Source organism: Pseudoduganella plicata (assembly GCF_004421005.1).
In the GTDB taxonomy this organism is placed as follows: Bacteria; Pseudomonadota; Gammaproteobacteria; order Burkholderiales; family Burkholderiaceae_D; genus Rugamonas; species Rugamonas plicata.
Genome location: NZ_CP038026.1, coordinates 3576339 through 3601244 on the forward strand (window position 1 = coordinate 3576339; position 24906 = coordinate 3601244).

22 protein-coding genes are annotated in these 24906 nt (G+C 66.4%); 8 read left to right on the top strand and 14 right to left on the bottom strand.

What is annotated here, in order from left to right:
* The first annotated feature begins 6 nt into the window (after positions 1-6).
* Positions 7-879, top strand: coding sequence for a DMT family transporter (locus E1742_RS15670; RefSeq protein WP_229466007.1), 873 nt, complete (start codon positions 7-9; stop codon positions 877-879).
* The gene (gene pabB, locus E1742_RS15675) at positions 876-2723 is read left to right on the top strand and encodes an aminodeoxychorismate synthase component I (RefSeq protein ID WP_134385921.1); all 1848 of its coding nucleotides are present in this window, start codon (positions 876-878) and stop codon (positions 2721-2723) included. Before E1742_RS15670 ends, pabB begins: the two co-directional genes overlap by 4 nt.
* A gap of 125 nt (positions 2724-2848) precedes the next feature.
* On the opposite strand, the gene E1742_RS15680 is transcribed toward pabB, so the two are convergent.
* Entirely contained in the window at positions 2849-3202 is a 354-nt protein-coding gene (locus tag E1742_RS15680) for a DUF1428 domain-containing protein (RefSeq protein WP_134385923.1), read from the bottom strand.
* A 38-nt stretch (positions 3203-3240) separates the two neighbouring features.
* A complete protein-coding gene (gene ftrA / locus E1742_RS15685; RefSeq protein ID WP_134385925.1) occupies positions 3241-4206 on the bottom strand; it encodes a transcriptional regulator FtrA in 966 nt (321 codons plus the stop codon).
* A gap of 88 nt (positions 4207-4294) precedes the next feature.
* Between ftrA and E1742_RS15690 the strand changes: the two genes are divergently transcribed.
* A complete protein-coding gene (locus E1742_RS15690; protein WP_134385927.1) occupies positions 4295-4684 on the top strand; it encodes a rhodanese-like domain-containing protein in 390 nt (129 codons plus the stop codon).
* A 3-nt stretch (positions 4685-4687) separates the two neighbouring features.
* Here the strand turns inward: E1742_RS15690 and E1742_RS15695 are convergent, their stop codons facing one another.
* The gene (locus tag E1742_RS15695; protein ID WP_134385929.1) at positions 4688-5287 is read right to left on the bottom strand and encodes a glutathione peroxidase; all 600 of its coding nucleotides are present in this window, start codon (positions 5285-5287) and stop codon (positions 4688-4690) included.
* Between the two features lie 230 nt (positions 5288-5517).
* On the opposite strand from E1742_RS15695, the gene E1742_RS15700 reads away from it, so the two are divergent.
* Positions 5518-6582, top strand: a complete 1065-nt coding sequence (locus E1742_RS15700; RefSeq protein ID WP_229466010.1) for an extracellular catalytic domain type 2 short-chain-length polyhydroxyalkanoate depolymerase — start codon at positions 5518-5520, stop codon at positions 6580-6582.
* A gap of 88 nt (positions 6583-6670) precedes the next feature.
* On the opposite strand, the gene gabD is transcribed toward E1742_RS15700, so the two are convergent.
* The 11 genes from gabD to dgoD all read right to left on the bottom strand — a co-directional run bounded on the left by gabD (position 6671) and on the right by dgoD (position 20842).
* Positions 6671-8122: an NADP-dependent succinate-semialdehyde dehydrogenase gene (gabD, locus tag E1742_RS15705; protein ID WP_134385930.1), complete on the bottom strand. Its 1452-nt coding sequence runs from the start codon at positions 8120-8122 to the stop codon at positions 6671-6673.
* 76 nt (positions 8123-8198) lie between these two features.
* On the bottom strand, positions 8199-9020 hold the full coding sequence (locus E1742_RS15710) for a PPK2 family polyphosphate kinase (protein ID WP_134385931.1): 822 nt from the start codon (positions 9018-9020) through the stop codon (positions 8199-8201).
* 26 nt (positions 9021-9046) lie between these two features.
* Positions 9047-9994 carry a LysR substrate-binding domain-containing protein gene (locus tag E1742_RS15715; RefSeq protein ID WP_134385932.1) on the bottom strand — a complete coding sequence of 316 codons (948 nt, stop codon included), beginning with the start codon at positions 9992-9994 and terminating at the stop codon, positions 9047-9049.
* Between the two features lie 21 nt (positions 9995-10015).
* Entirely contained in the window at positions 10016-10789 is a 774-nt protein-coding gene (locus E1742_RS15720; RefSeq protein WP_134385933.1) for an SDR family oxidoreductase, read from the bottom strand.
* Between the two features lie 14 nt (positions 10790-10803).
* Positions 10804-12003: a glycoside hydrolase family 53 protein gene (locus tag E1742_RS15725; protein ID WP_166793497.1), complete on the bottom strand. Its 1200-nt coding sequence runs from the start codon at positions 12001-12003 to the stop codon at positions 10804-10806.
* 22 nt (positions 12004-12025) lie between these two features.
* A complete protein-coding gene (locus tag E1742_RS15730; RefSeq protein ID WP_134385935.1) occupies positions 12026-12943 on the bottom strand; it encodes an SMP-30/gluconolactonase/LRE family protein in 918 nt (305 codons plus the stop codon).
* Positions 12943-15585: a TonB-dependent receptor gene (locus E1742_RS15735; protein WP_134385936.1), complete on the bottom strand. Its 2643-nt coding sequence runs from the start codon at positions 15583-15585 to the stop codon at positions 12943-12945. Before E1742_RS15735 ends, E1742_RS15730 begins: the two co-directional genes overlap by 1 nt.
* Positions 15586-15630: 45 nt before the next feature.
* Positions 15631-18078, bottom strand: a complete 2448-nt coding sequence (locus tag E1742_RS15740) for a beta-galactosidase (RefSeq protein WP_134385937.1) — start codon at positions 18076-18078, stop codon at positions 15631-15633.
* Positions 18079-18118: 40 nt separating this feature from the next.
* Positions 18119-18748 (bottom strand): 2-dehydro-3-deoxy-6-phosphogalactonate aldolase, encoded by a 630-nt coding sequence (locus tag E1742_RS15745; RefSeq protein WP_134385938.1) that lies wholly within the window; start codon positions 18746-18748, stop codon positions 18119-18121.
* Between the two features lie 10 nt (positions 18749-18758).
* Positions 18759-19700 (bottom strand): 2-dehydro-3-deoxygalactonokinase, encoded by a 942-nt coding sequence (locus tag E1742_RS15750; RefSeq protein WP_134385939.1) that lies wholly within the window; start codon positions 19698-19700, stop codon positions 18759-18761.
* A complete protein-coding gene (dgoD, locus tag E1742_RS15755; protein ID WP_134385940.1) occupies positions 19694-20842 on the bottom strand; it encodes a galactonate dehydratase in 1149 nt (382 codons plus the stop codon). The genes E1742_RS15750 and dgoD overlap by 7 nt, the downstream gene beginning before the upstream one ends.
* A 327-nt stretch (positions 20843-21169) precedes the next feature.
* Between dgoD and E1742_RS15760 the strand changes: the two genes are divergently transcribed.
* The 4 genes from E1742_RS15760 (at position 21170) to E1742_RS15775 (ending at position 24870) form a co-directional block, all read left to right on the top strand.
* A complete protein-coding gene (locus E1742_RS15760; protein ID WP_134385941.1) occupies positions 21170-21871 on the top strand; it encodes a response regulator transcription factor in 702 nt (233 codons plus the stop codon).
* The gene (locus tag E1742_RS15765; RefSeq protein ID WP_134385942.1) at positions 21849-23048 is read left to right on the top strand and encodes a sensor histidine kinase family protein; all 1200 of its coding nucleotides are present in this window, start codon (positions 21849-21851) and stop codon (positions 23046-23048) included. The genes E1742_RS15760 and E1742_RS15765 overlap by 23 nt, the downstream gene beginning before the upstream one ends.
* A 74-nt stretch (positions 23049-23122) precedes the next feature.
* On the top strand, positions 23123-23998 hold the full coding sequence (locus E1742_RS15770; protein WP_134385943.1) for an extracellular catalytic domain type 1 short-chain-length polyhydroxyalkanoate depolymerase: 876 nt from the start codon (positions 23123-23125) through the stop codon (positions 23996-23998).
* A gap of 122 nt (positions 23999-24120) precedes the next feature.
* Positions 24121-24870 (top strand): carbonic anhydrase, encoded by a 750-nt coding sequence (locus E1742_RS15775; RefSeq protein WP_134385944.1) that lies wholly within the window; start codon positions 24121-24123, stop codon positions 24868-24870.
* The last annotated feature ends 36 nt before the right edge of the window (positions 24871-24906 follow it).

Here is a 24906-nt window from a genome sequence, read left to right on the forward strand (position 1 = left end):
ATCGCGATGAAACCATTTAACGCTGTGGCGTTCGCCGCCCTGCTGGCCGGCGGCGTGGCCATCGGTTTTGCCGGCATCTTCATGCGCCTGTCCGACGTCAACCCGATCGCTTCGGCTTTCTGGCGCATGCTGCTGGCCGCACCCGTCCTGTGGGGCTGGGCATTGATGGCAGCGCGCGGCGACCGCGCCGTCGGCCTGCGCACGGACCTCTCGACAATCCTCGTGCTGGCGGGCCTGTTCTTCGGCATCGAACTGGGCATCTGGCACCTGTCGCTGCATTACACCACGGTGGCCAATGCCACCCTGCTGTCGAATATGGCGCCGCTGTTCATCGCGCTGTGGCTTTGGCTGGCGCACGGCACCCGCTTTTCGCGCGGCTTCCTGGGCGGCATGGCGCTGGCCCTGATCGGGGCCGTGATCCTGATCGGCCCCAGTGCAGCCGGCGGCGGCACGCATTTGCTGGGCGACGGCCTCGGTTTGCTCTCGACGACGTTTTATGCGGCCTACCAGCTCGTCATCAAGGATGCGCGCGACAGCTATTCGACGGCGCGGCTGATGGCATGGAGCACGACGATCACGGCCATCGTGCTGTTTCCCTTTGCCCTGTGGATGCCTGGCGCGTTCTGGCCCGCCGACGCCGCCGCGTGGCTGCCGCTGCTGGGCCTTGCACTGATCGCCCAGATCGGCGGCCAGACCGTGATAGCCTATGCGTTCGCACATCTCCCCGCGTCGCTCGCTTCGGTCAGCCTGCTGATCCAGCCGTTGACGGCGGCCATTGCGGCGCTGGCTATCTTCGGCGAACGCATCGGCCCATGGCAGCTGGGCGGCGGCGCCCTGCTCCTGTGCGGCATCTACTTTTCCAAGCGTGGTTTCAAATGAGTACCGAATGCTTTGCCCTGCTCGATGACGCGGGCGCCGGCCGCCGTTCCCGGCTGTTCAGCCGTCATGCAGGCACCCTGACCTGCGCCAGGCCGGACGACTGGCCGGCACTGCTGGCGGACCTGCAGGCAGCGCTGCAGCGCGGCCAGCATGCCGTGCCGCTGTTGACCTATGAGCTGGGCCATGTGCTGGTCGGTCTGGCGCCACGCGCGCCAGCGGCGCCGCTGGGACAGGTGCTGCTGTTCGACCATTGCGACCTGCTTTCGCAGCAGGAGGTGGCGGCCTGGCTGGCGCAACGCACCGCCGGCGACGACGCCCCCGCCGGCATTGCGGCGATCCAGGCCAATATCACGGCGGCGCAGTTCACGGCGGCGATCGACCGCATCCGCGCCTATATCGCCGCCGGCGACACGTACCAGGTCAACTACACCTACCGCCTGCGCTTCGACGCTTTCGGCTCACCGGCTGCGCTGTATCAGCGCCTGCGCGCGCGCCAGCCGGTGCCGTATGGCGCGCTGGTGACGCTGCCCGACGGCGGCGCCGTGCTGTCGCTGTCGCCCGAGCTGTTCATCCGGCACGACGCCGGCACCCTGACGGCGCGGCCGATGAAAGGCACGGCGCCGGCAGCCACAGGCCCCGATGCCGACGCGGACAACGCACAGCGCGCCGCGGCGCTGGCTGCCGACCCGAAGAACCGTGCCGAAAACCTGATGATTGTCGACCTGCTGCGCAACGATATCGGCCGCGTCGCCGTCACCGGGTCCGTGCAGGTGCCCGCGCTGTTCGACGTCAACCGCTATGCCAGCGTGCTGCAGATGACGTCGACCGTGCAGGCCACGCTGCGTCCCGACGCCACGCTGGCCGACATTTTTTCGGCACTGTACCCGTGCGGCTCCATCACGGGTGCGCCGAAGCGTCGCACGATGGAAATCATCGCCGAGCTGGAACCGGCGCCGCGCGGGCTGTACACCGGGGCCATCGGCTGGTTCGATCCGGCTCCCGCGGGCGCGTCCTTCGGCGACTTCTGCCTGAACGTGCCGATCCGCACACTGTCGCTACAGCCGCCCGTCAACGGCGTGCGCCGCGGCGAGATGGGCGTCGGTGCCGGCATCGTCTACGACAGCATGGCCGCCGACGAATACGACGAGTGCGGCTTGAAGGCGCGCTTCCTGACCGGACTGTCGAACGATTTCGAACTGTTTGAAACCATGTACGCCACGCGCGAGGAAGGCGCGCGGCACGTCGAACGCCACCTGGCGCGGCTGGCGGGATCGGCCCGTTATTTCGGCTTCGCCTGGGACGAGGCGGCCGCCCGCGCCTACGTCGCGATCGCTTGCGAAGCGCTGCCGCCGGCCACACCGCACCGCCTGCGCCTGGTTACGAACCGGGCCGGCGCCTTTGCCGTGCAAACGGGCGCGCTGACGCCGCTGACAGAGCCCGTGCGCGTGCTGCTGGCATCTGGCCGTACTACGTCGGACGACCTCTTCCTGCGCCATAAAAGCACACTGCGCGCCGGCTACGACGCGGCGTGGCGGGCAGCCGAAGCGCAAGGCGCGTTCGACCAGCTGTTTTGCAACGAACGCGGCGAGATCACGGAGGGTGGGCGCAGCAACGTGTTCGTGCGGCTGGACGGCCAGTGGCTGACGCCGCCGCTGTCGGGCGGCCTGCTGCCGGGTGTCATGCGCGCCGTCGTGATCGACGGGTGGGGCGCGCGCGAAGCCGTCATCACGCCCGCGATGCTGGCCGCGGCCGAGGAAATCGTCGTCTGCAATGCGCTGCGTGGCGCCCTGCGCGCCGTGCTGGTGCCCGCTAGTGTGGTGAATCACCAGTTCATTGACGAATAAATTTGACGAAATCGTCTCAGACAAGCCGGAAATTCACGGTAAGGCCGGGGCCTTTCCGTGAATTTTCGACGCGGTATTGGGGCGATTTTCGTCGGATTTATTCAATGAATCTGTGATTCGCCACACTAGAGACTGACGAACGGGGTGAACCCGCCCATGATCATGCGCTTGCCGTCGAACGGCATCGTCTCCATCATGTCGCCCATGCGTGGATCCTTCATGACCTTGTCGTTGACGGCATCGCGTTCTTCGCGCGAGTTGTAGACGATCCACGAGAAGAACACGACCTCGTCATCCTTGAGCTGTACGGCCTGTGGAAAAGATGTCAGTTGTCCCGGCTTGACGTCTTCGGCCATGCATTCGCGAAACTCCAGCGCGCCGTGTTCGCGCCAGATGGCACCGGCCTTTTCCGCCAGCGCGCGGTAGGCGTCCAGCTGAGATTTCGGGACAGGTAAGATAAATCCGTCGACATAAGCCATGCTGATCTCCTGGTTGTGGTGGGTGGTACGCCACCAGCTTAGTCAACGGATGCGCCTGCAACAAGGAATGCTTTGCGATAAGCCCCCGGGCTCGTGTCCAGCAGGCGGCGGAAATGGTGACGCAGCGATTCCTCCGAGCCGAATCCGGCCCGCTCGGCCACCTGCGCCAGCGGCAGGGGCGACTCCAGCAGGTCCCTGGCGATGGCGATGCGTTCGCGCGTCAGCCATTCGGTCGGTCCCAGGCCGGTGGCGTCCTGGAACTGCCGTTGCAAGGTGCGCGGGCTCATCGCCGCGCGCCCCGCCATCGACGCCACCGTGTGCGGCCCGGCCGGGTGGCGGCGCAGCCAGTCCATCAACCGGGCCAGCCGCCCCGCCTCGTCTGCCGGCATGGGACGCGGCAGGACCTGCGCCTGGCCGCCCGCCCGATGAGGCGGCACCACCAGCCGCTGCGCCACCAGATTGCCGACCCGCGCGCCGTAATCGCGCCTGACCAGGTGCAGCAGCATGTCCAGCCCGGCCGCCGAGCCGGCCGACGTGATGACCTGGCCGTTGTCGATGTACAGCGCGTCCGGCTCGACCTGTATGCGCGGGTAGCGGCGTGCCAGCCGGTCGGCGTAGCGCCAGTGCGTGGTAACGCGCTGGCCGTCCAGCACCCCGGCCGCGGCCAGCACGAATACGCCTGAGCAGATGGAACACAGGCGCGCCCCGCGCCGGTGGGCCGCGCGGATCAGCGCCAGCAGCGCGGCGGGCGGCTCTTCGTCGGCGTCGCGCCAGCCGGGAATGACGATCGTGTCGGCCCGCCGCAGCAGCCCGGGCGCGTAGCGCGCCTGCACGGTAATGCCGCCGGCGGCGCGGATCGGCCCCCGCTCGACGGCGGCGACACGGAAGTCGTACCAGTCCACGCCCAGTTCCGGACGGTCCAGGGCAAACAGCTCGACGGTACAGCCGAATTCGAACGTACACAGGCCGTCGTAGGCCAGGGCGACAACGCGATGGGAGCTCATGGCGCAATCTTAACGCATGTTGGCATTCGCGCCAGTGCCCGACCGGCGGCACCGCCCCGACAATAGAGGCACACACACAGGAGGAAACATGTCGATCGTAACGGAAGTGGCGCCAGCCGCCAGCGAAGAGGCGCTGGCGCATTTTGAACGTTCGCTGCGCTTTGAAACGGATTGCTGGGACGTGCACAGCGTGCTTGGCACACCCGAACAGGATTTCGTGCTGCTCGACGTGCGCGGCACGGAAAGCTATGCGCGCGGCCACATACCCGGCGCCGTGGATCTGGCGCACCGCAAGATCATCGCATCGAAACTGGCGGACTACCCGCCCACGACGGTGTTCGTCACGTATTGCGCGGGCCCGCACTGCAACGGCGCCGCCCGCGCCGCCATCCGGCTGGCGCGGCTGGGGCGGCCCGTCAAGATCATGCCCGGGGGGGTGACCGGCTGGCTGGATGAAGGTTTTACGCTGGTGGCCTAACCGTCAACCGGCCAGCGCCTTTTCGACGGCGCCCACGAGGTCCTTGTCGGTCGGCTTGACCTTGCTGGGGAAACTGTCGAGGACTTTGCCATCGCGGCCGATCAGGTACTTGTGAAAATTCCAGGCGGGGGTCTTGCCGGTGGCCTTGATCAGGTCCGCGTACAGCGGGTTCGGCGCGCTGCCCGACACGACGCTCTTGGCGAACATGGGGAACTTGACGCCGTAGGTGTTATAGCAGAAGTCGGCGATCTCCTTGCTGCTGCCCGGTTCCTGCTTGCCGAAGTCGTTCGACGGGAAGCCCAGCACAACGAAACCCTTGTCGGCATATTTGGCATACAGGCCTTCGAGCCCCTCGTACTGGCTCGTGAACCCGCAGTAACTGGCCGTGTTCACGACGAGGACGACCTTGCCGGCGTACTGGCACAGCTCTTGCGGCACATCGTCCTGCAGGCGCTTGAACGACTGGCGCAGGATCGTCGGGCAGCTGGCGGGACGGGCGCCCAGCGCCGGTGTGGCCGGCTTGGCGGGCTGCTGCGCAAAGACCGGCGCCGTGCTCAGCAAGCCTAGCAGCGATAAAGACGCAACGAGAATCGTATAAGTCATGGTGGGCTCGACAAAGTGAAGGGAAAAGCTCATTGTATGCCACCGTCGCGGGGGCCGTGATTCGTCCGCAGCAGGGGTGCATGCAAGCGGCCGGCGGGCAGTGCAATGCGTATCGCGCTGTGTGTCATGACTGCCTGCCGTTACGATTCAGCGACAATTCGAAGGCGGCTTTGCGCGACACTGTAGCCCGGCACGCAGCATCCGACGCCATCGCTATGGAGAGGTCCGCCATGTATCGCATCAGCCGTACCCTTCTCGTTCGCCTTCTGATCGCCCTGGCCATGCTGGTGGCGACACTACTGCTGCCACCGGCGTTGCGGCCCACTCAGGCACAACCGATCGCCTTGCCGGCGCTGAAGGCGGACCAGCTATCGGTGTCCGGCCTGTCGTCCGGCGGCTTCATGGCCGTCCAGTTCGACGTGGCCTATTCGGCCAGCGTTGTCGGGGCCGGCATCATTGCCGGTGGCCCGTACAACTGCTCGCGCGGCAGCGTCAATGTCGCCACGATGATCTGCAGTTGTACCAGCGGCCTGCCGTGGTGCAGCGTGTCCGAAGGCGGCACGGGTGTGGCGAACCTGGTCGAGACCACTGCGCTGTACGCGTCGCGCGGCCATATCGACCCTACCGCGAACCTGGGCGGGCAGCGCATCTGGCTGTTCTCGGGCCGCGCCGATACCGTCGTGCCCACCGCTGTGATGAACGACCTGGCGGCCTACTACCGTCATTACCTGCCGCCCGAACGCATCCGCTATCGCAGCGATATCAGAGCGGAACACGCCATTCCCACCGATAATTTTGGCAACGCCTGCGCACAGCTCGGTGCACCATACATCAGCGACTGCGACGTGGACGGCGCGGGAGAACTGCTGAACTGGATTTATGGCGCCCTGAATCCGAAATCGGCGGGGGCGCCGGCGGGACGGTTCATCGAATTCGACCAGGAAGAATTCCTGCCGTCGCCGCGCCGGCACGGCATGGCCAGCACGGGCATCCTGTATGTGCCACCGGGCTGCGAAGGCGACGCCTCCGGCTGCCGGCTGCACGTTGCCTTCCACGGCTGCAAACAGACCGCCGCGCTGGTCGGCGAAGCGCACACCCACCACGCCGGGTACAACGCCTGGGCCGACACCAACCGCATCCTCGTGCTGTATCCGCAAGCCGCCCCCGTCTTCCCGTGGACCAATCCCAACGCGTGCTGGGACTGGTTCAGCTATGACGACGCCAATTACGCCATCCAGTCCGGGCGGCAGATGCGCGCCGTCAAACGGATGACCGAACGGCTGATGGGCCAATAAAAAAGGAACCGGCACCTCGTCGGGCGAACGCCCGGCAAGGTGCCGATTCCGACGTAAAGACCCTGGCGTCTTCCGGGCGACCTGCCCCTTACATCCCGCCCAAGCAGATATATTTGATGACCAGGTAATCGTCGATGCCGTACTTGGACCCTTCACGTCCCAGACCCGACTGTTTCACACCGCCAAACGGCGCGATCTCGTTCGAGATCAGGCCCGTATTGACGCCCACCATGCCGGACTCCAGCCCTTCGGAGACGCGCCAGATACGGCCGATATCGCGCGAGTAGAAATAGGCAGCCAGGCCAAACTCGGTGCTGTTGGCCAGCGCCACCGCCTCGTCGTCCGTCTTGAAACGGAACAGCGGCGCCAGCGGGCCGAACGTCTCTTCGCCGGCCACGATCATGTCGTTGCTGGCGTCGGCAATTACGGTGGGCTGGAAGAAGCTGTGACCCAGCGCGTGGCGCTTGCCGCCAGTCAGGACGCGGCCGCCCTTGGCCAGTGCGTCCGCCACGTGCTGCTCCACCTTCTGCACGGCCTTCTCGTCGATCAGCGGGCCTTGCGTGACGCCCTGCTCCACACCGTTACCCACTTTGAGCTTGTTGACGGCGGCGGTAAACTTCTCGGCAAAGGCCTCGTAGATGCCGTCCTGCACGTAGATGCGGTTAGCGCAGACGCAGGTCTGGCCGGCGTTGCGGTATTTGGAGGCGATGGCGCCTTCCACGGCCGCGTCCAGGTCGGCGTCGTCGAACACGATGAATGGCGCATTGCCGCCCAGCTCCAGCGACAGTTTCTTGATCGTCGGCGCGCACTGCTGCATCAGGATACGGCCCACGGCGGTGGAGCCGGTGAACGTCAGCTTGCGCACGATCGGGTTGGCGCACATCTCGGCGCCGATCTCTTTCGGCGAACCCGTGACGACCGAGAATACGCCCGGCGGCACGCCGGCCTGCTCGGCCAGCACGGCCAGCGCCAGCGCGGAAAACGGCGTCGCCTCGGCGGGTTTGAGCACCATCGGGCAGCCGGCGGCCAGGGCCGGACCCACCTTGCGGGTGATCATCGCGATCGGAAAGTTCCACGGCGTGATGGCGGCGCAGACGCCGATCGGCTCCTTCGTGACGATCAGGCGGCGGTCGGGCCATGGCGAGGCCAGCGTGTCGCCGTGCACGCGCTTGGCTTCCTCGGCAAACCATTCGATGAAGCTGGCGCCGAACGCGACTTCGCCCTTCGCCTCGGCCAGCGGCTTGCCCTGCTCCGTCGTCATCAGGAGCGCCAGGTCGTCCGCATTGGCCATGATCAGGTCATACCATTTGCGCAGCACGGCGGCGCGCTCCTTGGCCGTCTTCTTGCGCCACGCGGGCCACGCCGCATTGGCCGCCTCGATGGCGCGGCGCGTCTCGGCCGCGCCCATCATGGGAATGGTGCCCAGGTGTTCGCCTGTGGCCGGATTGGTCACGGGATGGGTCTCGCCGTTGTCGGCATCGAGCCAGGCGCCGTCGATATATGCCTGCTGGCGCAGCAGGGTCGGGTCTTTCAGTTGCATGGTCGTTCTCCGCATTGGTCAATAGTGAGAATAAGACAACCACTATGCCACATCGTGCGCGGCCTTGCAGGCGACGCTAACGGACCCGGATGTTGGACAATTCGGGGTCGCCCGGCGGCCAGCGCAGGTCCATCTCTTCCAGCGCCTCGACCAGCAATGTCGCCACGGCCAGGTCGCGGTGCGGCTTCGAATCGGCCGGCACAATGTACCAGGGCGCATGCGGCGTGTCCGTCTCGGCGATGGCCTTTTCGTAAGCACGGTGAAAATCGTCCCAGCGTTCGCGGTGTTTCAGGTCGGCCGGATCGAACTTCCAGTGCTTTTCCGGATTGTCGATGCGCGCCTGCAGGCGTGCGCGCTGCTCGTCCTTCGAGATATGCAGGAAGATCTTGAGGATCGTCGTTCCCGTCTCGGCCAGCATGCGCTCGAAATCGCGGATGTGAGCGTAGCGCTGGCTCAGCGCCGCCGCGTCGAGCTGGCCGTAGACGAACGGATGCAGCACGTCCTCGTAATGGCTGCGGTTGAAGACGGCGATCTGCCCGCTGCGCGGCACCTGCCGGTGCACCCGCCACAGGTAGTCATGGGCGAGTTCTTCGCCGGTCGGCACGTCGAAACGGGCCGCGTCCAGGCCCATCGGATTGATCTTGCGGAACAGCTGATGGACGGTGCCGTCCTTGCCGGAACAGTCCACGCCCTGCAGCACGATCAGCACCTTGCGGTGCCGCTCCGCGTACAGTTTTTCCTGCAGTTCGGCGATGGTGTTGTGCAGGCGTTTCGCCCCGGCCTTGTCATGCTTGGCGCCCTGACCGTCGTCGTCCCCCGCGCACAGTGGCGTGGCGGCGGCATCGGCATCCTTGAAACGGGGCTGGGCGGAGGCACGGAATCGTTTACTGGCCTTCAAAAGCGGGTCTCCTGGCGGGCGCAAGGTCACCGGGGATAACGCAGCGCCGCCACCTCGCGCAGGGCCGCCAGCATTGCTTCCGCGCCGGGGGCCAGACGATGCTGCTTGCGTGTGACGATACCATACAGGTCCATCCGCAAGCCCAGGTCGTACGGCAGTACCGTGAGCAGTCCCATGTCCAGGTACGGACGCACCAGTTCTTCCGGCAGCGCGACGACCATGCGGCTGCCGATCAGCAGGTTGGCGATGACGGGCAGCGCCAGCGACTCCACCGTCTCGGCCGGCGGCTCAAGGCCGTGCGACAGGAACAGTGCCGTCAGCCGGTCGCGCAGGATGCTGCCGGCTGGCGGCATGATCCACGGCTCGCCGGCCAGTTCCTCCAGGCTCAACGTGCCGCATGCCGACAACGGGTGGCCGGCACCGGCAATCAGGCAATGGGGTTCGTCGGTGACGGGTTCGAAATGCAGTTCGGCGGCGGCATCCGAATCGAGCACGCGGCCGATCACGAGATCGAGTTCGCCGGCGCGCAGGCGCTCGGTCAGGATCTTGCTGGTATCGACGGTAACGGACACCTTCACGCGTTCGTAGCGCGACTTGAGCAGCTTGATCGCATCGGGCAGCAGGCCGGCGGACGGCGTCAGCACGGCGCCCACGGCAACCGTGCCGGCAATCCCCGCCAGCAGTTCCATCACCTCCTGGTAGCCCGCATCCATTTCGGCCAGCGCGGCGCCGGCGCGGCGGATCATCACTTCGCCATACCAGGTGGGCTGTACGCCGCGCGGCAGGCGTTCGAACAACTGCACGTTGAGGGAGTATTCCAGCTCCGCGAGCAGTTTGGAGGCGGCGGGCTGCGTCAGGTTCGCCGCTTGCGCGGCGTGCAGGATCGATCCATGCCTGCCCAGTTCCACCAGCAGGACCAGCTGGCGCATCTTCAGGTGAGAGCGTACGAACCGGTCGGCGTGGATGTCGGGCATGCGATCTGTCAAGGCAAAGGCTTACTCATGATAGAGCTGCGACCTGCCCCCGTCAATCAGGATGTCCGCCGCGTTGATGAAGCGCGCTTCGTCGCTGGCGAGGAACAGTGCCGTATAAGCCACTTCCTCGGGCGTGCCGATGCGCCTGGGCGGCAGCAGCGCGGCCTGGCGTGCTTCCTCGGCGGCAGGGTCGGGACAGCCATCGAGCCAGGCACGGATATTGTCCGTCATGATCAGGCCCGGCGAGATCGAATTGACGCGGATGCCGCGCGCGGCGTACTCGATGGCGAGCGACTTCGTCAGCCCCAGCAACGCGTGCTTGGCGACAGGGTACGGGAAGCACCCCGGGATGATCTTGTGGCCATGAACCGATGCGATATTGACGATGCTGCCAGCTCCCTGCTCCAGCAGCGCGGGAAGCGCGCTGCGGATCACGTTCCATGCGCCTTCCAGATCGACGGCAAAGCAGCGCTGCCACTCTTCGGCCGTGGTCTTCAACGGATCGGTGAACACGTTCATGCCGGCGTTGTTGACGATGATGTCGATGCGTCCGAAGTGCATCAGCGCCTCCTTCGTCATCGCCGCCACCGCGTCGCGGTCGGCGATGTCCGCGACAATGAACAGCGTGCTGGCGCTGCCCAGTTCCTCCCTTGCTGCCGCGGCGTGCTCGTCGTCGCGGTGGCTGTTCAACACCACTTTTGCCCCTTCGGCCAGGAACAGCCTTGCCACTGCCTTGCCGATGCCCTGCGTGGAGCCAGTGACGATGGCTACCTTGTCCTTCAGTCTGTCGACCATGCGCTTCCTCTTTACTAATCAACTTCCGGCACGGGCGCCGTGTGGACATGCCAGCTGTCGAGCACGGGCAAGGCACGTCCCTCAAAATCGAACAACGTTGTGTTGGCGACCACGTTCGGTCCAGGTTTCCGGTCGGCGTCACGCACGGCCCAGCCGACGCCCGGCGTGGCGACCATCACCGGGTCCCAGTACAACAGGCCCAGCACGCGCGGCGCGCGCCGCAGCGCCGGCAGCAGTTCGTCCATGAACGCGCGCTGGCCCTCGGGTGAACTCATGGCTGCGGGATACGGGCCGTTGTCGCTCAACTGGCCGGGATAGCCATTGGGAAGATTGGGTGCCCAGTTGAAGCCGGCCTCCATGATGAACAGGTCCTTGTCGTACCGCGCCGTCACCGCGCGGCTGAAGTCCACGACCTGCTGTACCGTTTTCTTCGTCCAGAACGGGTAGTACGATGCGCCGATCACGTCGTAGTCCACTTTCAGCGCGCGCAGGTGATCGAAGTAGCTGCGGTACTTGTCCAGATTGCCCGCATCGTCCAGGTGCAGGATCACGCGCGACGTCGGCGACACCGACTTGACGCCCTCGTACCCGGCCTGCAGCAGCGCCCCCAGGCGCGGCCAGTTCGCCTCCGTCATCGCGCCATACGGATACAGCATCCCTCCCTCGATTTCGTTGCCGACCGAGACGAACTGCGGCACCGTGCCCTGCGCCTGCAGCGCGCGCATCACCTCGCGCGTGCGTTCGAACACGAGCTGGCGCAGGCGCGCAAAGCGCGCGTTCTCGTCCGGCAGCTTGTCAAGCTGTGCGCGCCACTGTACCGGCACGTTCTGCGTCTTCGAATTGGTCCAGAAGTCGCTGTAGTGGAACGTCAATTGAATCTGCATGCCCAGTGCGGCGCTGCGCCTGGCCATCGCCAGCAGATCCGGTAAATCCATCGATCCGGCCGGCCAGTGATAGCCGTCGTTGCCGTTGCCGGGACCGGGCGCTTCGTACAGGCGCAGACGGACGATGTTATGGCCGCTGTCGCGCAGGATTTTCAAGGCATCGCCCTGCCTGCCCTGGCGGTCGAAGTAGCGCGCGCCGTGCTGCTCCATCAAGGGCAGCACGGAGACGTCCCCACCGGCCAGAAATGGGGTGGACGGCATGGCGGCATGGGTGTGCAGCGCGAGCGCGCAGAAAACGGCGCCCACGGCGCGGAGCAGAAACTTGACCATGCGGTTTTCCTGGTGGATGGCCTCAGCCATCGTTGAATAAGGTATCGGCGATGCCGCGCACGCCCGGCGTCGCCAGGCCGAACAGGCTGCCCGCGCCCGGCGCGGACGGTTTGCCGGCGCCGCGTGGACCGGCACTCGTGACCATCAGCCTGTCTAACGCCGCGCCGCCGAATGCCGGCCGGGTCGGATGCGCCACCGGCAGCAGGTGGCTGCGCATGACGGCACCGTCGGGCGCATAGCGCGTCAGCCGGCCACTGCCCCATTCGGCATTCCACAAGCATCCTTCGCTGTCGATGACGGCGCCGTGCGGGCGGGAGTCGCCATCGACCAGCTGGGAGAACGGGCGCACGGCCGCGACCTGGGCGCCGTCGGCGTCGTAATCGCATTGCAGGATGTGGCGCCGCCCGGCATCGCTGAAGTACATCGTGCCGCCATCGGGGCTGAAGCAGATGCTGCCGGCGACAGCCGCCGCGGGCAGCGCCAGGCGGCGCAGCCCGTGCGCATGCGAGAACTGATAAAAGCTGCCGATCGCGCGCGCTTCGGTCGCTTCGTTGCGCGTGCCGAAGACGAAATTGCCGGCACGGTCGGTGCGGCCGTCACCCACGCGCGTGCGTGGTTCGGCCGGATCGACCGCCACGACAGGCTGCAACGCCAGCCGCGCCGGCAACGGGGCGGCCGGTGTCTCGGCATAGCACAGCCACTTGGCCAATCCCACCAGCATTCGCCCTGAGCGGCAGAACGCGACGCTGCCGGCGCGGTCCGGCAGGCGGCACGCATAAGCCGACGGCGCGCCGTCATCCCATGCGTACAGCATGGCGGCCGGCACGTCCGTCCACCACCAGCGCGCGGCGCCCGGCTGCCACAGCAGGCCGTCGCCCAGCGCCGCACGATGGGGCAACGCCAGCGACAGCGCCTCGCCTTCGTGCGGTCGGTGCGCCATTACAGGTCCGCGTGCAGGCTGAGGGCGAAGCGGCGGTCGTCCACGTAACGGCCGAACGGCGTGCCGGTGGCGCCGTAGCTGCTGCGGCGCGACGTGCGCGTCAGGTTGCTGACTTCGAACGACAATTTGACGGCCTTGCTGACGGCATAGCTCATGTAACCGTCGACCATGCCGTAGCCGTCCGTGTACAGCGGCGTCTGCGCCAGCGTATTACCGTTGTTGACGTAGTAGTTCTTCGTGCCCGACAGGTAACGGCCGCGGTAGTTGTACGCCAGGCGGAAGCCGAAGTCGTTGTAATCGTACATGCCGACGATGTTGTAGCTGGTGCGCGACAGCCCTTCCAGCGACGTCTCCTGGCCGCCGATCGGACCCGGCGCCTTGCTGTCCACGTACGTGAAGTTCGCCTGCAGGCCCAGGCCGCGCAGCATGCCCGGCAGGTTCGTGAAGAAGCCCTGGTAGCCCAGTTCCACGCCCTTGATCGTGCCGTCCTTGCCGTTCGTCGGCGTCGACACGTCATACGTCGTGCCGGCGTACTGCAAGGTGCCTGGCGTGGTCTGGATAAAGCCGTCGACCTTCTTGTAGAACGCCGCGCCGAACAGGTAATCGCTCTTGCTGATGTAGTACTCCAGCGTCGTATCGAACTGCTTGGCCGTCAGCGGCTGCAGGTCCGGGTTCCCCATGTACGCGGTGCGGTCGTTGGCGTTCAGCGACAGGCTGGGTGTCAGCTGGTCGAAGTTCGGGCGTGTCACGACCTTCGACGCGGCCACGCGGGCCACCAGCTTGTCGCTCAGCTCCATGCGCACGTTCAGGCTTGGCAGGACGTCGTCGTCGCTGGTGCTGTTCGAACGCGGTACATACGTGCCGTTTTCCAGCATCGAGTAGCCGCGCGCCGTGCGCGTTTTCACGTAGCGCACGCCGACGTTACCGGAGACGGCCTTGCCCAGCAGTTCACTTTCGAAGTCGGCCATGCCGTAGATGGCGCGGGTCTTTTCGCTGAAGTCGAACGTCTGCGCCGCATCGAAGTCCGGCACGGGCAGGCCGATGGCTTCCCGGCTGGCCTGCGTGTTGCGCAGCCAGTCCAGGTTGGCGATCGAGAGCCACTGCGTCGGCCACGTGCCGCCGCCTTCGCGTTTCAGCAGGTCATTGTGCGGCGTCACGCCGATCTGGCTGGCCAGACCCGGCAGCGCACCAGCCACGGCGCCGGTACCGGCGGCGTTCCAGATGTCGTTGATGGTATTGACTTCGCTGCTGCTGGCGTCGCGGTTGGACAGGCGCACGCCGGCGCGCACGCGCGGAATGAAATCGCTGTCCAGGGAACGTTCGCCGTCCACGCGCCACACGGTCTCTTTACCGTCGTTCTTCTGGCGGAAGTACAGCGCCTTGCTGGCCCAGTATTTGGACGGATTGACCAGGTCATCCTGGTTCGCCAGTTCCGGGTAGGCGGATGGGATTTTCGTCGTCAGGTCGTATGTGAACGCCGTGGATGCCGCGCCCAAGCGCACTTCCTGGTAGATGCGGGCGAAATCGCTCTTGGTGTGGCCCAGTTCCGATTTCACCACCCAGCCGTCGGCCTTCCAGCTGCCGCCGATCGCCAGCTGGCGCGTCCTGGTGTTGTTGTCGCCGATGTAGCCGGACGTCGTCAGGTCCGCGCCGAAGAAGGTGCCCTTCTGGAAGCTGCCGTCGGCGGCCGTCGTGACGGGGCCCTTGGGCCACATCGCGCCCGCATTCGTAGCCGCGTTGTAGTTCGGCCAGTATGGCGTGCCGTAGAAGCCGTAAGTGTCGGTCGTGGTGTCGAGCTTCGTGTAGTTCGCGTCGAGGTAGAAGTCGAGCTGACGCGTCGGGCGCCATTGCAGGGTGGCGCTCACGCCGGTGCGTTCGCGCTCGCCCGTCTCGTACGAATACCAGGCGCCGATGGGTGCGTAGGTGCCCGAGCCGTCCGCCAGCTGGGCCGGCGCGCCGATTTCCTGCGTGTCCGAGCGGTAGTCGCGCTTCTGGTGCGCCACGCTGAGCAGCGCGCCGAAGTCGCCGCCGCCCACCTTCCAGCGGTTGCTGACCAGGAGCGAGCCTTCGGCGTTGCGCTTGTCGGCGTAGTCGGCGTCCGTCGCCTTGATCGTGCCGGCCACCTTCATGCCGGCGAAGTCGAACGGCCGGCGCATGCGCAGGTCGATCACGCCGCCGATGCCGCCTTCGACCTGGTCGGCCGTCGGAGTCTTGTAGACGTCGGCGCCGGCCAGCAGTTCGGCCGGCACGTCCTGGAACGACAGGCCGCGCTCCTTGCCGGCGGTGAAGATCGAGCGACCGTTCAATAACGTCTGCGTTTGCGACAGGCCGCGAATCTGCACGCGGTCGCCTTCGCCGCGGCTGCGCGAGATCTGCACGCCCGTGATGCGCTGCAGCGCTTCGGCCACGTTCGCGTCCGGCAGCTTGCCGATATCGTCGGCCACGATGGAATCGACGACCTGGTCGGCATTGCGTTTCAGGTCCTGCGCCTTGGACAGGCTGGCGCGCATGCCCGTCACGACCACCTGCTGCGGTTCGGCAGCGGTATCGGCAGTCTGGGCCCAGGCGGGCATCGTGCAAAGGGCGGCGGCGGCAGCGGCGATCGCGCGGCGGCGGCCAAACATCGTCTGGTTGTTGCTCATTTGGGTAAAGTCTCCGTGATTGAATTCTTATTTGCGTCGGTCGTGTTACGGCTTGATCGCCAGGCGGTACACGGGAACGATGCTGATCTTGTTGACGCGGGCGATCTGCGGCTGGCCGCCGAAATCGGGGCGGCCTTCGCGCGGGATGTAGACCGGGGCATCGGCACGCAGGGGCAAGACGGCCAATGTCAGCGGCCCCTTGGTCCCGGCGGCCGTCAGCTCCTTCAAGCCGATCTGCCATGGGTAGCCGCTGTAGTACCAGTCGTCGACCATGCGCGTGCCGGCCAGCAGGCGGCCGATATCGCCCGTGAAGTCGAGTTGCAGCAGTGCGTCGTCAAGGCCCTCCAGCGCGTTTTGCGGCAGGTCGATACGCCACGTGCCGGCCGCGCGCCAGGCTTCGGGGATCGGCTGGATGGCCGCCTTGGCCAGGCCGCCGCGCATCACGGCCGGTGCCGGCTGCGCCGCGCGCACGGGCGTCACGTTGACGACCGGCTTGCGCTCGGGCAGTTGCGCTTCGTACGCCTGGAACACGCCGTCCTGGCCGGCCGCCTTGACCTCAGCAGGCGCCTTTGCCAGCGCCGGGTAGACGGCCACGCGGAAGCGGTTGCTGCCGGCCGAACGCAGTTGCAGCGCGCCGTCGTCGAACCACGCCTGCTGGGCGCTCAGCACGAGGCGGCGCTGGCCGGCGAAGTCGCCCACGGCCAGCTGCTGCGCCTGTTCCGGCGACAGCACCAGCACATTCACGTTGCGACCGCCCTGGCGGCGCACCGTCAGCGCCGTGCCGGTGCCCGGCTTGACCCCCTCCACCAGCACGCTGCCTGCGGTGCGCTGCACGCGCGGCGCATCGACCGTGGTGCCGGCCGGCGTATCGATCGCCAGTTCCACCGGCACGCCCGCGCTGGCGGCGAAAACGTATGTGATGCCGGCTGCGCCCTGGTCCAGGCGCGTGACCGGCTGCGCCGTCGCGTAGCGCAGGCACGTGCCGTCCATATCGAAATTGACGGGCCAGACGAAATACGCGCCGTTCGGCACGTCGACACCTTTACGGGGGAATTCGACGGTACCGCCAGGCAGCTTGACGGCAAACTTGATGTCCTTCTGCGCTGGCATCGGGTATTGGCGCACGTGGTTGTTCACGAACAGGAAGGCGCTGTCGCCCGCGGCGCGCAGCGCCACGCGCGCCGTTTTCAGGTCGGTTGCATTGGCCGGCGTGATGGCCGGACGGCGCACCGTCATCGGCGCCAGGCGGCTGCCGAAATCGTGCATGAAGTAGTGGAACGGACGCAGTTTCGTCAGCACGGCGCGCTGCTGGCCGTCCGGGCCCAGCGGCGCCTGGAAATCGTAGTTGACGGCCGTGGTGTCGTTATAGCCGCCGGACAGCGTGCTTTCCTCCAGCGTGCTGTCGCCGATCGGATTGCGGCCGCCGTGGAACATGTAGTAACCCATCAGGTTCACGCCGGAACCCAGCTGCACGGGCAGCATCGAGGCGATATCGTCCGGCGAGACGACGGGACGGCGGCGGTACATGAACGGCAAGCCGGCGCCATACTCCGCGCCCAGGAACGGCGTCAGCGCGATGTCCGTTTCGGCGGTGCCAGGCGCCTGGGCGGCCGTCTGCGCGCCAAGGTCGCCGCTGACGCGGCTGTCGAAGCGGAACGCGTACGTCTCCTTCGGGGGCAGCTCCGTCGTGCTGGTGCTCCACGGCTCATCCGGGTAGCCGCCGAACACCGGCGTGACCTGGCCGGACGGATAGACGGCGCCATCCCAGCCCGTGACGGTATAGAACGGCACGTCCATGCCCGCCTTCAGCGCCAGCTTTTTCAGTGTGGCGATGTGCTGGGCGCCCTGGTCGGGCCCCGTCAGGTTGTATTCGTTTTCCAGCTGGATGCCGATGACCGGACCGCCGTCCTTCCAGTATTGACCGCGCAACTGGCGGCCGATCTCGTCATAGAAGCGGCCCACGTAACGCAGGTATTCCGGATCGTCGCCGCGCGTGCGCATGCTGGTGACGACCCAGTCGGGAATGCCGCCGTAGCGCACTTCCGCATGCACCCACGGGCCGACGCGCACGACGGCCTTCAGGCCCACCTTGGCGCACAGTTCGATGAAACGGCGCAGGTCGCGGTTGTCCTGCCACGTGTACTTGCCCTCGTGTTCCTCATGGTGATTCCACATGACGTAGCTGGCGACGACGGTGATACCCGCCGTCTTCATCTTGCGCAGCTCCGCTTCCCACGTGTCGGCCGGGCTGCGGCTGTAGTGGAATTCGCCCATCACCGGCATCCACGGCTGGCCGTCCAGGCTCAGATACTGGTTGTTCGCCTCCAGGCGCCCGCCCGATGGCGACACGGCCGTGCCCAGTTGCAGGTGCCCGGTGACGGGTTTGGCCACAGGCGCGGTGGCGTCGATGGTGAGGACAGTCTGCGCCATGGCGCCGCCGGCGGCGATGGCGCATGCGAGGGCAACCGCGGTACGCGGGAAGTGTTTCGTCATTATTGTCTCCGATGAGGGGTGGCGCGATGGCCTGATTTTTTTAGTGCCACGCGGCGGCAAAGCGGCGCGCGTTGGTGCCGACCGTGGCGGCATCCATGCCGGGCCGGAACAGCGCCGAGCCAAGGCCGAAGCCGGCGACGCCGGCGGCGCGGTACTCGCCCATGTTTTCCGGCGTAATGCCACCGACGGGCAGCAATGGCAGCGCGGCCGGCAGCACGGCGCGCATGGCGCGCACGATCGTTGGCGTGATCAGTTCGGCCGGGAACAGTTTTAATGCATCGGCACCCGCCTTGATGGCGGCGAAGGCTTCCGTCGGCGTGGCGACGCCGGGGCAGCAGATCATGCCCGCCCCCTTGGCCGCGCGGATGACTTCCGTGTCCGCATGGGGCATGACGATCAGCCGGCCGCCCGCGCCCTGCACCTGCGCGACAACGTCCGTCGACAACACGGTGCCGGCGCCGACGAGGCAATCGCGCGGCAGGCTTTGGGCCAGCAGCGCGATCGATTCGAGCGGTTCGGGAGAGTTCATCGGCACTTCGATCAGGCGAAAGCCCGCGTCGTACAGGGCGGTGCCGATCGCCACGGCCTCCTGCGGGCGCAGGCCGCGCAGGATGGCAACAAGGGGCAGGCTGGCAAAGGCGGTATTGAAAGCGGTGGTCAGGTCGGACATCGTGTTGTTTTCAGTAGGAGATGAGTTGGGCCGCACGCGCCAGCGCCAGCAGGCCGGCCGGGGCGGTGTTGTCCAGCACGAGGTCGGCCGGCTGGCCGAAGTGGCACAGCGCCAGTTGGTAGCGATCGCACAATTGCGGCGCGCCCACCAGCGCCAGCGGCTTGTTGGCCAGCGCGTGGCCGGTGCGCCAGGACAGACCAGCGCGCAGTTCGTGGCCGATCAGCAGCCCGCTCAGGTATTCGGCCAACGCCGCATGGGGCAGCTGCCCCGTCACGCCCAGGCTGCGCACGGCAAACAGCTGGTGCGGCAGGCCCAGGTTTCCGTGGTCGCGTGCCGCGCCGACACCGCGCAGGAACGCATCGGCATCGGTGGGCACTTCCGGCGTCATCAGGCGGCCCAGCACGGAATGCTGGCGCAGCACGGCATACAGTTCGCCCGTCATATGCGTGGCAAAACGCACGATGCGGCCTTGCGCAACGTGCGTCCATTTCGAGTGGGTGCCGGGCAGGACCACGCAGCTGTCGGCCAGTTCAGCGTGGTGCGCCAGCGCGCCGACGATCTGCGTCTCTTCGCCGCGCATCACGTCCGGCGGCAGTTTGCCGTCGTCGCACAGCACGCCCGGCACGATGCGCAGGTTGGTGTCGTCCGGCTGGCGCAGCCCTGCCGCCAGGTCCGCGGCACCAGCCGGGCAGCGCACGTATGGCACATCCAGCCATCCATGCTGGCTGCCCACCATGCCGCAGGCCTGCAGCGGCAGCGTCGCGTGCTGCTCGCGCCAGGCACCGGCGACCTCCTGCAGCGCCGCGACAAAGGCGGAGTGGCCCTGCAAGGTCGAGGCGCCCTTGGCGGCCGCGTGTTCTTCCAGCACGGCACCGTCGGCCGAGATCAGGTATGCCCGCAGGCTCGTGCTGCCCCAGTCGATGCCGACCAGGGCCGGCTGGCGCGTCACCATTCGGCCACGCTGCCGTCCGGGTGGCGCCACAGCGGGTTGCGCCAATCGGTGACGGCCTTGCTGGCGGCGATGAGGCGTTCCTCGTCAACGATCACGCCCAGGCCCGGTTTCGGCAACGGTGCGAAATAACCATCCTGGATCTGGAAGTCTTCCTTGTTCACCACGTAGTCCAGCAACTCGGCGCCACGGTTGTAGTGGATGCCCATGCTCTGTTCCTGCAGCACGGCGTTGTGCGACACGAAGTCCACCTGCAGACAGGCGGCCAGCGCGACCGGGCCAAGCGGGCAATGCGGCGCCAGCGCCACGTCATACGCTTCGGCCATCGCGGCAATCTTGACGCACTCCGTGATGCCGCCCGCATGCGACAGGTCGGGCTGCACGATGGCGATGCCGCCGGCCTGGAACACGTGCTTGAATTCGAAGCGCGAGTACATCCGCTCGCCGGCCGCCAGCGGAATCGACGTGCTCTCGGCCAGGCGCGGATAGTATTCGGCCTGCTCGGCCAGTACGGGTTCCTCGACAAACAGCGGGCGGTACGGCTCCAGCTCGCGCAGCAGCACCTTGGCCATCGGCGCGGCCACGCGGCCATGGAAGTCGATGCCGAATTCGATCTCGCTGCCGAACGTGGCGCGGATTTCAGCGATGCGGGCCACCGCCGCATCGACCGCTTTTGCCGTGTCGATGATGCCCAGCTCCTCGGTGCCGTTCATCTTGAACGTGTCGATGCCGATCTCGCGCAAGGTGCGGATGCCGTCGATGACGTCGGCCGGCCGGTCGCCGCCGACCCAGCTGTACATCTTCATGCGGTCGCGCACCAGGCCGCCCAGCAGCTGGTAGACGGGCACGCCGAGAGCCTTGCCCTTGATATCCCACAGCGCCTGGTCGATACCGGCAATGGCGCTCATCAGGATGGCGCCGCCGCGATAGAAGCCGCCGCGGTACATCACCTGCCACAGGTCGTTGATGCGCAGCGGATCCTGGCCGATCAAATATTCGGACAGCTCGTTGACCGCCGCCTCGACGGTGCGCGCCCGGCCCTCGATGACAGGTTCGCCCCATCCCGTGATGCCCTCATCGGTCTCGATTTTCAGGAACATCCACCGGGGTGGAACACGGTACAAGGTCAGCTTGGTGATTTTCATGGCGGGCCGGATGATGGAAACGGCGCCAGTGTAGCGACGATTGCTACTATTGAAATATGGCGTTTTCGGCCAGTGCTATATCGTTTTGGAATATCGGTTATGGCGTTGACCTGTCGCGTCAGTAGGTCGGCCGTCGGCGCAATCGCAGGCGTCGTCGCTGGCCCTGCCGTTCCGTCCGCCGCCAACATAGCGCGATCGCGGTCGCTGCGCAGGCAGTGGCCGGCCCGATTGCCCTGTTCCCACAGTGTCCTGGCGGCTTTGCAGCGCGGCTTTGTATTGTGGCTTGCAGCTATACTGACGAGCGATCAGTCCCCGATGCCCATGCCAATGCACCGTCCCCCCCTGTCCATCCTGGTCGTCGAAGACCACCCGACCATCGCGCGCCAGATCGTGGATTTCCTCGATGGCCTGAAGTGGCAGACCGACCATGCCGGCACCGGCGCGCTGGCCATCGATCTGGCCACGCGTGGCGCCTACGACGTCGTACTGCTCGACCTGAACCTGCCGGACATGGATGGCCTGGACGTCTGCCGCGCAATCAAAGCGAACGCGCCGCGCAACGTACCGGTGCTGATGCTGACGGCGCGCGATGCGTTCGAGGACAAGGCGCGCGGCTTTCACGGCGGCGCGGACGACTACGTGACCAAGCCGTTCGACCTGCGCGAACTGGCGCTGCGCTGCGAAGCGCTGGCGCGGCGCGGCCAGCTGCACGTGCGCCAGGAAACACGCGTCGGGCCACTGACACTGCTGCCGCGTGAGAAACGCGCCCTGTATCGCGACGTGCCTGTCGCGCTGACCGGCGCCGGCTTCCGGATTCTGCTGGCGTTGTGCGCCGCGTATCCGCATGCCGTGTCGCGCTCGACGCTGATGCACGAGCTGTGGGGCGCCAATCCGCCCGACAGCGACGCACTGAAATCGCACGTCTACGCACTGCGCAAGCAGCTTGAAAAGGCCGGCGCGCCCGACCTCATCGCGACCATCCCCCAGCTCGGCTACCGGCTCCATCATGTTCACGTCGATCCGGCATAAGCTGTTTGCCGCACTGGCGGGTTTTACGGTGCTGCTGTGCGTGGCCTACACGGGACTGGCGCTCGTCATTTCCTACGTCACCGAAGATGCCGTGATCGACCGGCTGCTGGAACGCGAGGCGGCCACCATCGCCGCGCAACAGCGACCGGGCGCCGGCGACCTGGTGGCCGCCTACGACAGCGTCGACGCACTGCCGGCTGTCGTACGCGAGCACATCGGCGCCGGCCGCACCCGCGGCGAAATATTCACGGACACCGGGCAGCACTATCACCTGCGCACGCTCGACCTGCCTGGACGGCGCGTCTACCTGCTGGCCGACGTCGGCCCGATCCTCGTGGTCTCTCAACTGTTCCAGAAGGTCGGCGGATTTCTCGTGGCGGTCGCACTCGGACTGGTCGCCGTGGCGTTGCTGGTGGCGTGGTGGCTGTCCCGGCGCCTCGTCGCGCCATTGCAGGTGCTGGCGGACGAAGTACGCCATCTGGGGGCCGCCTCCCCCGCTGCCTTCAGCGCCAGCGACCGGCGCGACGAAATCGGCTATCTGGCCCAAAAACTGGCGACGACGTTCGACGACCTGCAAGGGGCGCTGCGCCGTGAACACGCGTTTACACGCGACGTCAGTCACGAGCTGCGCACGCCGCTGACCGTGATGACCAACACCCTGGCGCAGGCGGGCCACCGGCCGCTGGACGACCGGCAGATGGCCGAGCTGCGCGCCGGCCTGGCCGATATCGGCAAGACCGTGGACGTGCTGTTCGCGCTGGCCCGCGCGGAGCACATTGCGTGCGAGTCCTTCGACCTGCGCGGCTGCATCGAGGACAGCCTGCTGCGTCTCCTCGACAGCGACAGCGCGGAAGAGCGCTTGAAGCTTGACCTGCTCGACCTGCCCGACCGCCTGCCGGTGCTCGGCAACCGCCATCTGGCGACGCTGCTGCTCAATAACTGCCTGGGCAATGCATTCTTCCATGGCGGCGCCGGTGCGCTGCTGCGAGTCTCGTGGGCCGGCGGGGTGCTGAGCGTCGTCAACACGGTCGATCCGTCACGCGCCGGCACGATGCAGGGTTTCCAGCATGGCCAGAACCTGCTGCACCGCATCGCTGGCGCGATGCGCTGGCGTATCGACTTCCACGCCGATACGGCCGCGTACCGCGTCGATATCGCGCCATTGCCGGGACACTGAAAGCGGCGCGATTTCACCGGGAATTCACCACCCGTTTCCTATGCTGCGTGCTCGATCTTTTTCCGGGTATGCCCATGAAATTCCTGTTCAGTGTCCTTCTTCTTGCCTGCACCGCCGTCCCGGCGCTGGCGCAAATCAAAACCCTCGTGCACAAGGAAGAAAAGCGTCGCTACCTCGTCTACACGCCCCCCTCTTACGACAGCCAGCCCGCCAAACCCTTCCCGGTTGTCTTCAACTTCCACGGCGGCGGCATGACGATGGCCGAACAGATGCTGTACACGGGGATGAACCGCGCTGCGGACAAGCATGGCTTCATCGTGGTCTACCCGGCCGGTATCAAGCAGGACTGGAATGTCGGTTTCGGCATGCCCTACCTGGAAGGAAGCGACGACACGGGCTTCACGGAGGCCCTCCTGGTCAAGCTGGAGCAGGACTACCGTATCGACGCCAGCCGCGTGTACGCCACCGGCCTGTCGCGCGGCGGCTTCTTTGCGCTGCGCCTGGCGGCCGACCTGCCCCACCTGTTCGCGGCGGTGGCATCGGTGGGCGGCCCCACGCCGGAACCGGTCGTGCAGCACCATACGAAGCCGGGCAAGGTCGGCGTGCTGCTGGTACACGGCACCGCCGATCAGGTCGTGGCCTACGGCGGCAAGCCGATGGGTTACCTGTCGGCCGAGGACAGCTACGGCTACTGGGCGAAACGCAACGGCATGGTGGCAACGGAGGCCAACCGCCGCATCATCGACACGGACGCGACTGACGGCACGTCCGTCACGTGGCAGGAACAAGACAACGGCCAGCAAAGCGTGGCGCTGGCGACAGTGCGTAATGGCGGCCACACGTGGCCGGGCGCCGATCCGTTCAATGTCGGCCATCCGCTGGGGAAGACCACACGCGATGTCGACGCCAATGACGTCATCTGGCGGTTTCTTGCGCGGCACCGGCGTTGATGCTCCGCCTTAAGTTTCCCCTCATCGTTCGATAACGAAATCTGAACGGCATCGTTGCTAATGTGAGCAGGTTCTCGCCGCAATGAAACTTTGGCGAGCGTCCTCTTCTGACAGGGTTATCGATGAAAACAAAATACATGCTGGTGGCAGCCGCCGCACTGGCGGCCATGGCAAGCGTTCAGGCTGCCGATCACACGCCGGCCCATTGGGACTACCGGGGCAAGGCAGGCACGGCGCACTGGGGCGACCTGGAACCGGACTTCGCCACCTGCAAACTGGGCAAGGCGCAGTCGCCAATCGACATTCGCGCCGTCAGGCACGGGGCACCAGCGCCGATTGATTTCCACTATGCCGCCAGCAATGCTGAAATCGTCAACAACGGTCACACCGTGCAGGTGAACCTGCCCGACGGGGGCACCGTACACCTGGCCAGTGGCGATTATCACGTCGTGCAGTTCCACTTCCATACCCCAAGCGAAGAGGCGGTCAACGGCAAGCACTACCCGCTGGTGGCGCACCTTGTGCACCGCAACGACGCCGGCGAACTGGCGGTCGTCGCCGTGCTGTTCAAGCAGGGTAAGGAAAATCCTGCGTTGAAGCCGCTGTTTGCCGCACTGCCGCCACATGCCGGCGACAAGCATGCCGTGGAGGGCGAATTCGACCTGGGCGCGCTGCTGCCCGCGCACCACGACTACTATGCCTACACAGGCTCCCTGACGACGCCGCCCTGCAGCGAAGGTGTGCACTGGCAGATCCTGAAACAGCCTGTCGATATCTCGAAAAGGCAGCTTGCCGCGTTCCGCAAGTTGTACCCGATGAACGCACGCCCCGTGCAGCAGCTGAACGGCCGCGTCGTCGAAATCACGGGCTGACGTAGCGGTGGGCGTTACGCCAGCACCGCCAGGACA

What these genes read in the sequence shown, in the direction of transcription:
- E1742_RS15670 (WP_229466007.1), top strand. Translation starts at nt 7, where the DNA reads ATGAAACCATTTAACGCTGTGGCGTTCGCCGCCCTGCTGGCCGGCGGC.
- pabB (WP_134385921.1), top strand. Translation starts at nt 876, where the DNA reads ATGAGTACCGAATGCTTTGCCCTGCTCGATGACGCGGGCGCCGGCCGC.
- E1742_RS15680 (WP_134385923.1), bottom strand. Translation starts at nt 3,202, where the DNA reads ATGGCTTATGTCGACGGATTTATCTTACCTGTCCCGAAATCTCAGCTG.
- ftrA (WP_134385925.1), bottom strand. Translation starts at nt 4,206, where the DNA reads ATGAGCTCCCATCGCGTTGTCGCCCTGGCCTACGACGGCCTGTGTACG.
- E1742_RS15690 (WP_134385927.1), top strand. Translation starts at nt 4,295, where the DNA reads ATGTCGATCGTAACGGAAGTGGCGCCAGCCGCCAGCGAAGAGGCGCTG.
- E1742_RS15695 (WP_134385929.1), bottom strand. Translation starts at nt 5,287, where the DNA reads ATGACTTATACGATTCTCGTTGCGTCTTTATCGCTGCTAGGCTTGCTG.
- E1742_RS15700 (WP_229466010.1), top strand. Translation starts at nt 5,518, where the DNA reads ATGTATCGCATCAGCCGTACCCTTCTCGTTCGCCTTCTGATCGCCCTG.
- gabD (WP_134385930.1), bottom strand. Translation starts at nt 8,122, where the DNA reads ATGCAACTGAAAGACCCGACCCTGCTGCGCCAGCAGGCATATATCGAC.
- E1742_RS15715 (WP_134385932.1), bottom strand. Translation starts at nt 9,994, where the DNA reads ATGCCCGACATCCACGCCGACCGGTTCGTACGCTCTCACCTGAAGATG.
- E1742_RS15720 (WP_134385933.1), bottom strand. Translation starts at nt 10,789, where the DNA reads ATGGTCGACAGACTGAAGGACAAGGTAGCCATCGTCACTGGCTCCACG.
- E1742_RS15725 (WP_166793497.1), bottom strand. Translation starts at nt 12,003, where the DNA reads ATGGTCAAGTTTCTGCTCCGCGCCGTGGGCGCCGTTTTCTGCGCGCTC.
- E1742_RS15730 (WP_134385935.1), bottom strand. Translation starts at nt 12,943, where the DNA reads ATGGCGCACCGACCGCACGAAGGCGAGGCGCTGTCGCTGGCGTTGCCC.
- E1742_RS15735 (WP_134385936.1), bottom strand. Translation starts at nt 15,585, where the DNA reads ATGAGCAACAACCAGACGATGTTTGGCCGCCGCCGCGCGATCGCCGCT.
- E1742_RS15740 (WP_134385937.1), bottom strand. Translation starts at nt 18,078, where the DNA reads ATGACGAAACACTTCCCGCGTACCGCGGTTGCCCTCGCATGCGCCATC.
- E1742_RS15745 (WP_134385938.1), bottom strand. Translation starts at nt 18,748, where the DNA reads ATGTCCGACCTGACCACCGCTTTCAATACCGCCTTTGCCAGCCTGCCC.
- E1742_RS15750 (WP_134385939.1), bottom strand. Translation starts at nt 19,700, where the DNA reads ATGGTGACGCGCCAGCCGGCCCTGGTCGGCATCGACTGGGGCAGCACG.
- dgoD (WP_134385940.1), bottom strand. Translation starts at nt 20,842, where the DNA reads ATGAAAATCACCAAGCTGACCTTGTACCGTGTTCCACCCCGGTGGATG.
- E1742_RS15760 (WP_134385941.1), top strand. Translation starts at nt 21,170, where the DNA reads ATGCACCGTCCCCCCCTGTCCATCCTGGTCGTCGAAGACCACCCGACC.
- E1742_RS15765 (WP_134385942.1), top strand. Translation starts at nt 21,849, where the DNA reads ATGTTCACGTCGATCCGGCATAAGCTGTTTGCCGCACTGGCGGGTTTT.
- E1742_RS15770 (WP_134385943.1), top strand. Translation starts at nt 23,123, where the DNA reads ATGAAATTCCTGTTCAGTGTCCTTCTTCTTGCCTGCACCGCCGTCCCG.
- E1742_RS15775 (WP_134385944.1), top strand. Translation starts at nt 24,121, where the DNA reads ATGAAAACAAAATACATGCTGGTGGCAGCCGCCGCACTGGCGGCCATG.